Raw genomic sequence first — 6,161 nt, forward strand, 5'->3', positions numbered from 1 at the left:
CGTTCCCTCCCCATCAACGCGGTAACGTGGGCACAATCGACTCGCCGACGCGATAGAGGACCTTGCACGGATCCTCGAGATCATCCCGGCTTGCCCGGCCCTGTACCCGCAATTGCACGACTCCCTGGGCCGCCGGGAACAAAACATCGCAATCAAGATTCTTGGACGCGCCCTCGACCCTGAATTGCCGCCCCTGACGACCTGCGACCGTGACGTCCTCGAAGTCGACGTTCCCGGGCTTCCGCTCGAACTCCGACACGGTGCGACCTGTCGAGAACACCGTGACGAAGTACCTGGGTCCGTCCCACCTGCAGATCTCCCAGCCTGACTGGTGCACACCAGCGATGCCGGACTCCTCGGTTTTCGGATCGACGCCTGCAGCTCGCAAAGCATCATCGGGAATCCCCGTGCAGGGATTGAACAGAGCCTGTGCCGCAGTGGTGCTGGAACCCGTCGTGGGCGATCCGCTCGTGGTTTCCCCGCAACCCACGGCTCCGGTCGCCAGCGCTCCGATAAGCAGTGCCAACAGGATTCGACGACTCATCCCCACCCTCTCGACCCGTGACGACTCAAGTGCGCCAACAGTAGCAGACGGCCCGCCTGCCCCTCCCTGCTTGCACTGGTCACGAAGGTTTCCTGCGTGTGGCCGAGTGACGCGGCAGTGGGCCGGATCTAGAGAGCCTTTCCACATTAGGACACAGGGAGTTCGGAGCCGGATCTATGGTGGCAGGGCAGTAACGAGATGGACGAAAGCTAGGACGTAGGACTGAGTTCGACGAGTATTCGAAGGGGTTGGAATCATGAAGTTCGGCAAGATCGCGGCCGGGTTTGCGCTGGCCGCCGCCGCAGTCTCTATCGCTCCCGCCGTCGCCTCCGCTGACGATCCGGAATTTCCGCGCAACGGTGTTATCCCGCCTGGTACCTATCACATCGGGCGGGGTCCCTCCAATGTAATCGGGTCGCCGATCGAGAACTGCGATCTGCAAGTCTTTGTGGATGGCAGGACGGTGGAGTTGGCCTGTGGCGGGTCCAGCCGGGGAGGGCATCAGACGCCGGTCGGCCCTGACGAGACGTACGTTTCGTTCGACTTCGTGCCCCTTGGGCTCGATCTGCATGACATCGATCCCCGGCAAGGGCTTTGGAGCGGAACGGTGAATATCGCCGGGACTCCGATTGTTGCCCCGTACCCGCTGGCAGCAATCTGGCTCAGCCGCCGTTGAACCGGACGCACCGATAGCGCTTGACTTGCGTCAGTGTCCGTGACGGATACGGCCCGGACGTCGGCTACGGGGCCGAGGTCCGGGCTGTCTGTTGTCTACGCCGATTCACAGATCAGAGTGCCAGTCGTAACGCACGTGGTGAATGAGTCCCACTGGCCCGGCGCGAAGATCAGCACCGGACCGGTCGGGTTCTTCGAATCACGGACGCCGACGTGACCAGCCTCGAGCCACGCGACTTCGACGCACGCATCAGCCTCACCACTGTGGACAGACTTGAACCACTCCGCTCCGGATAGGTCGATGATCATTGTTCGCATCTCCTGGCCATAGTCCTGAGCAGGTCTCTCGATCCTTGCTCTTCGAGTGCCGCACCACTGAGAGCTTCGTGGATCACCCGGAAGCGGTTCACCTCGTCCGCATCCTCGAAAATCATTGTCCCTATCGCGCCTTCGGTGTAGACAACGGACGGCTCGCCATGAGGGAAGTCGATAATGATGAACGGTGGCACCGCCAATCCTCCTGGGAAGCCAGCAGTAAAGGGAACAACACGGATCGAAACGTTCTCTCGCGTACCCATGTCAGCAAGGTGACGGTATTGCGAAGACATGATTCGCATAGAACCGACAACAGTACGCAGAGCCGACTCATGCACCAGGAATTCGGCCCGCATCGGTTTGTGCCTGCGGGTAAGAATCGCTGATCGTTGGATTCTCCGTTCCACGAGCCAGTCAGCATCTGCGGAGGAGCCCATCGACGCAGATGATCGCACACTGCGGGCGTAGTCGGGAGTCTGCAACAAACCCGGTATGATGAGCGCTTGGAAGAAGTGCAATTCTGTTGCCGCGGCCTCCAATTGCAGATACGTGTTGAAGCCTGGGCGTACCAGATTCCGGTAGTCCTCCCACCACGGTTTCACACGCGCCTGCTCGGCAAGCAATTTCAGATACTCCGTGCGCTCCTCCGGCAGCCCGTAGTACTGGCAGATGTACTCGACATCCCGAACCTTGATCTTCTCGTTCTGCCCCAGTTCCAGCCGTCCGAGCGCGGATCGGCTGATCTCCAGGACCTCGGCTACCTGCTCGAGGGTGTAGCCGTTGGCCTGACGTGCGTCGCGCAGTGCGCGGCCCAACTGGCGACGCGGCAGCGTCGTCCGGCTGACGTCCGACTTGGTACCGACCATTTCCGCTGTGTCCTCCCCTGCTGTCCCACGGTGTGACCTGCTTTTTCCCACGGCGAGAATCGAAGTGCGCCGACTCGGGAACCGTTCGGCGCGTATACGCCGATTGCCGGGCACCGGCCGATTCGAGCTCCCCGTCGTGAGCACGTTCGCAGCATATGCACATGGCCGAAGAACACGGAACAGAACTCGATGCAGTCACGAATTCCCGCGCATCGCAGCCGACTACGCGCGACAGCGGGCCCACGGGTCACGGCACCGAGTCGCGCCTACGCGGCGGTCGCAGGGCACCGGATGCCCTGCTGATTCCGCCCGATATCTGCCGCCATGCCGACGTGCAGTCGGCGCACGAGCAGATGCGGGCGCACCTGACCTGCCGGATCGACCGGTGTGCGTGGAAGGCAGCGGCGTACCGCACGCTGGTTCTCGCGGGACGGTTGATACCGCAGGCGGTGAGCCATCGGGAACGCGCCGCCGCACGAGGGATCGGCTTTCCGTCATATGCCGAGACCTGCGACGCCGACCGCATACTCGAGGTGCACTCCATTCAGGCGGTGTTGGAACGATTGTCGGCGTTGGCGGCCCCACCGGAATCCTTCCGGGGGTGAGTCGATTGCATCGGACCACAACGGGAACCGCACAGGCCGGCTGGCGGGTGGTGGGCAGTCGCATCGAAATCGTGTTCTTGCGTGACCAAGCCGATCCCACACCCGCCTACCGGCTGCGCAACAACGGCGACACCGTGCCGATCCCGCTGGCCGAGAGCGGATTCGTCGCCTTCGATGAGCGCGCACTGCCGGATCTGGCGCAGGTCCGCGAGTGGTTCCCGCGCCACTTCTGGCTGTGGGACGCGGTACGCATCGAGTTCTGGGACATTCTGCTGCCCGCACACGGAGCACGCACCACAGATCACCGGACCACCCAGCCGGGTGAGTTCGCCTGACCGATTCCACGCCCCTACAGAGAGCGAAAATGCCCGATCGAAGAAATCGACCACAGGACAATTCGCGCAAGCCGACGAGTTCCTCGATCCGATACCCACCCAGCGCCACGATCGATTCACTACTCGCGGCCATGCTGGCCGAGCGTCGCGCAGACGCCGCCGACAGCGACACGGTGCACTTCTGGGGATTCGCCCGCACCGGAAGCCCCACCGCGCACGACGCTGCCCACACTCCGATCGTCCTCGATCCCGACGCCGAACGCTCCCCCGTCCTGGATTCGGCCGAATGGCTGATCCGAAGATTCACCGGGCGCATGTGGGCGTTCGGGCTCGCCTACCTGACGATGGGCGAGATGTTCACCGGCCCGCATGAGGCGATACAAGCCGCGACCGCAGGCCGATCGAGCGAACGCGCCACCGCCGATCCCATGTGCGCGGCAACGATATTCGACGCCCGCGGCCGCACCCACACGTCGCTGACGTACACCCACCTGCCCGAACTCGGACCGACGCCCACCTCGGTGGGCGACACCCGCCAGTGCACCGACACCTGGATCACCCTCTTCGACCAGCGTGCCGTAGCCGCGCACGTGTGGGCGGCGGCCATAACGCTCGATCCGTCCGCGAACCGCGCCGCCACAGCCCGCCTACGGGGTCACTGAAAATCGTGTTGGCCGCGCCTGCACTCATTGTTATGGTGTGGTCGTGAATTCCCCGGAGTCGTCCAGACGGTAGCCGCCCGGCATATGCGCTGGGCGGCGTTGTGAATGCGAAACCGCTGGTCGTAGCGCGACCGAGTGTTTATTTCGCAACGCCGGACGAAGCTGGTTTTCCGCGGCGGGTGACGGTTCACCCGATTCCGCGACCATCTCGGGCGCTTTGTCGCGCCCTGTATCCGGGGAGTTCCCTTTATGCCCATTGTGGTGTTCGTGCTGGCTGTCGCGGTTTTCGCGCAGGGCACGTCCGAGTTCATGGTGTCGGGGTTGCTGGAGGCGATCGCCGCCGATGTCGGGGTCTCGCTCGGCACCGCCGGTCTGTTGACCTCACTGTTCGCGGCGGGCATGGTGCTCGGCGCGCCGGTGATGGCGATGGCGGCGGGCAGGTTGCCGGTCCGGCACTCGATAGCGGCGTTCTTGGCGGTGTTCTGCGCTGCTCATGTCCTCGGTGCCGTGACCAGCGAGTTCACGGTACTGCTGGTGACGCGGGTCGTCGCCGCCGTCGCCAACGCGGGATTCCTGGCAGTCGCGCTGGCCGCTCTGCCGCACTTGGTCGGCTCGGCGATGGTGGGGCGCGCGACCTCGGTGGTGGTGTCCGGGGTGACCGTGGCGTGTATCGCGGGGGTACCGGCCGGCACTGTGCTGGGGCAGATCTGGGATTGGCGTATCGCGTTCTGGGCTGTCGCGATCGTCAGCGGGGCAATGGTGATTCCAGTGTGGGCGATGGTGCCCCATACGGCTCGCACCGGTGATCGCCCGGCCACAGCTGAGTCCTCTTTGCTGCGGGAGTGGGCGGTACTCGGCCAACGGCCGGTACTCATCTCGGTCCTGGTCGCGGTGCTGGTCAACGCGGCGACGTTCGCGGGGTTCACGTTCCTCGGTTCGATCACCGCCGGGCTCTCCGCAGCAGACAGCCGCTGGGTTCCGATCGTGCTGGCCTTGTTCGGGATCGGCTCGTTCGTCGGTGTGACGGTCTGCGGCCGCCACAGCGACCGTCATCGCGAGCGGATCGTCACTGTGGGAACGAGTGGGCTCGTCGGAGTGTGGTTGCTGGCCGCGCTGACCGCGCACGCACTGCCCGGCGTCGCGATCATGGCGACAGTGTCCGGGGCGGTCGCGTTCGGAGTGGGATCGACACTGATCACGACGATCGTGCAGACCGCGGCACCCGCCGCGCCGCGGATCGCGGGCGCGCTGGCCACCACCGCGTTCAATATCTGCGCCGTGCTCGGTCCCCTCACCGCCGCCGTGGTCGTCGACCACACCGATCAGCCCGCGAAGGCGTTGTGGTGCGGCACGGTTCTCACACTCGTCGCGGCCACCGTCGTCCGGGCGGCGAGGCAACCGGCGGCGACCGCCGCGGCACGAGACCCGCTCGAGTAATGCTGGCGAATTACCGCTAATAGACTTGACGAACGGAGGATCGAGATGTCACTATAAATATGGGAAGATACAGGAAATGGCGTGTCTTCTTTCTTGTCGCCTCTCGACATCGGTCGAAATCGGGTGTAATTTAGGGCTTCGCGCCGGGTCGCGTGCTGTCCAACTCTCGAAATACGAATTGACCGTGGAAAGTGGCACAGTCTGCGTGCCACCTTCTACCCGTTGTTGTCGAGTCATGTTCGGACACGGTCCAGCACGGTGCGCCATGTGAATTACCGCCCACAGGACAAGCAGATACCGTGACGCCCACGCGAACGTATGGGCGTCATGAGGTGCTGGAAGGACGCATCTTGACAGTCTCGAGTCAGACCGACGTCTATGCCGCAACGCCCGCCGATTCCGGAGCCTCCCCCTCGCCGAAGCGGCTCTCGTTCGCGAAGATCCGTGAGCCCCTCGAAGTTCCGGGCTTGCTGGAAGTCCAGACCGATTCGTTCGAATGGTTGATCGGCGCGCCCGCCTGGCGGGAACGGGCCACCGCGCGCGGCGAATCCGGCGCCGGTGGATTGGCGGAGGTGCTCGCGGAGATCAGCCCGATCGAGGACTTCTCCGGCTCCATGGCGCTGACGCTCTCCGATCCGCGCTTCGAAGAGGTCAAGGCCTCGATCGATGAGTGCAAGGACAAGGACATGACGTATGCGGCTCCGTTGTTCGTGACGGCGGAG

General features: G+C 64.0%; 8 protein-coding genes and 1 pseudogene. 6 read left to right on the forward strand and 3 right to left on the reverse strand.

The features are described from left to right. Nucleotides 1-13 precede the first annotated feature (13 nt). Nucleotides 14-544 (reverse strand): DUF3558 domain-containing protein, encoded by a 531-nt coding sequence (locus tag ACWEH3_RS18705; RefSeq protein ID WP_450021707.1) that lies wholly within the window; start codon nucleotides 542-544, stop codon nucleotides 14-16. A gap of 256 nt (nucleotides 545-800) precedes the next feature. Here ACWEH3_RS18705 and ACWEH3_RS18710 point away from each other — a divergent pair, with 256 nt between their 5' ends. Beyond that, the gene (locus tag ACWEH3_RS18710) at nucleotides 801-1,220 is read left to right on the forward strand and encodes a hypothetical protein (protein ID WP_450021709.1); all 420 of its coding nucleotides are present in this window, start codon (nucleotides 801-803) and stop codon (nucleotides 1,218-1,220) included. 95 nt (nucleotides 1,221-1,315) lie between these two features. On the opposite strand, the gene ACWEH3_RS18715 is transcribed toward ACWEH3_RS18710, so the two are convergent. Both ACWEH3_RS18715 and ACWEH3_RS18720 read right to left on the reverse strand, forming a co-directional pair. Then, nucleotides 1,316-1,537, reverse strand: coding sequence for a DUF397 domain-containing protein (locus tag ACWEH3_RS18715; protein WP_450021711.1), 222 nt, complete (start codon nucleotides 1,535-1,537; stop codon nucleotides 1,316-1,318). Beyond that, nucleotides 1,525-2,400: a helix-turn-helix domain-containing protein gene (locus ACWEH3_RS18720; protein ID WP_450021713.1), complete on the reverse strand. Its 876-nt coding sequence runs from the start codon at nucleotides 2,398-2,400 to the stop codon at nucleotides 1,525-1,527. Before ACWEH3_RS18720 ends, ACWEH3_RS18715 begins: the two co-directional genes overlap by 13 nt. Before the next feature lie 161 nt (nucleotides 2,401-2,561). Between ACWEH3_RS18720 and ACWEH3_RS18725 the strand changes: the two genes are divergently transcribed. The 5 genes and pseudogenes from ACWEH3_RS18725 to ACWEH3_RS18745 form a co-directional block, all read left to right on the forward strand. Next, entirely contained in the window at nucleotides 2,562-3,005 is a 444-nt protein-coding gene (locus tag ACWEH3_RS18725) for a hypothetical protein (protein ID WP_450021715.1), read from the forward strand. Next, nucleotides 3,002-3,340 carry a hypothetical protein gene (locus ACWEH3_RS18730; RefSeq protein WP_450021717.1) on the forward strand — a complete coding sequence of 113 codons (339 nt, stop codon included), beginning with the start codon at nucleotides 3,002-3,004 and terminating at the stop codon, nucleotides 3,338-3,340. The genes ACWEH3_RS18725 and ACWEH3_RS18730 overlap by 4 nt, the downstream gene beginning before the upstream one ends. 29 nt (nucleotides 3,341-3,369) lie before the next feature. Next, on the forward strand, nucleotides 3,370-4,002 hold the full coding sequence (locus tag ACWEH3_RS18735) for a hypothetical protein (protein ID WP_450021719.1): 633 nt from the start codon (nucleotides 3,370-3,372) through the stop codon (nucleotides 4,000-4,002). Between the two features lie 249 nt (nucleotides 4,003-4,251). Next, on the forward strand, nucleotides 4,252-5,439 hold the full coding sequence (locus ACWEH3_RS18740) for a Cmx/CmrA family chloramphenicol efflux MFS transporter (RefSeq protein WP_450021721.1): 1,188 nt from the start codon (nucleotides 4,252-4,254) through the stop codon (nucleotides 5,437-5,439). Between the two features lie 332 nt (nucleotides 5,440-5,771). After that, a pseudogene (locus tag ACWEH3_RS18745) lies at nucleotides 5,772-6,161 on the forward strand (DNA-directed RNA polymerase subunit beta); the annotation flags it as partial.

The sequence above is a fragment of the Nocardia sp. NPDC004718 genome (assembly GCF_053601535.1).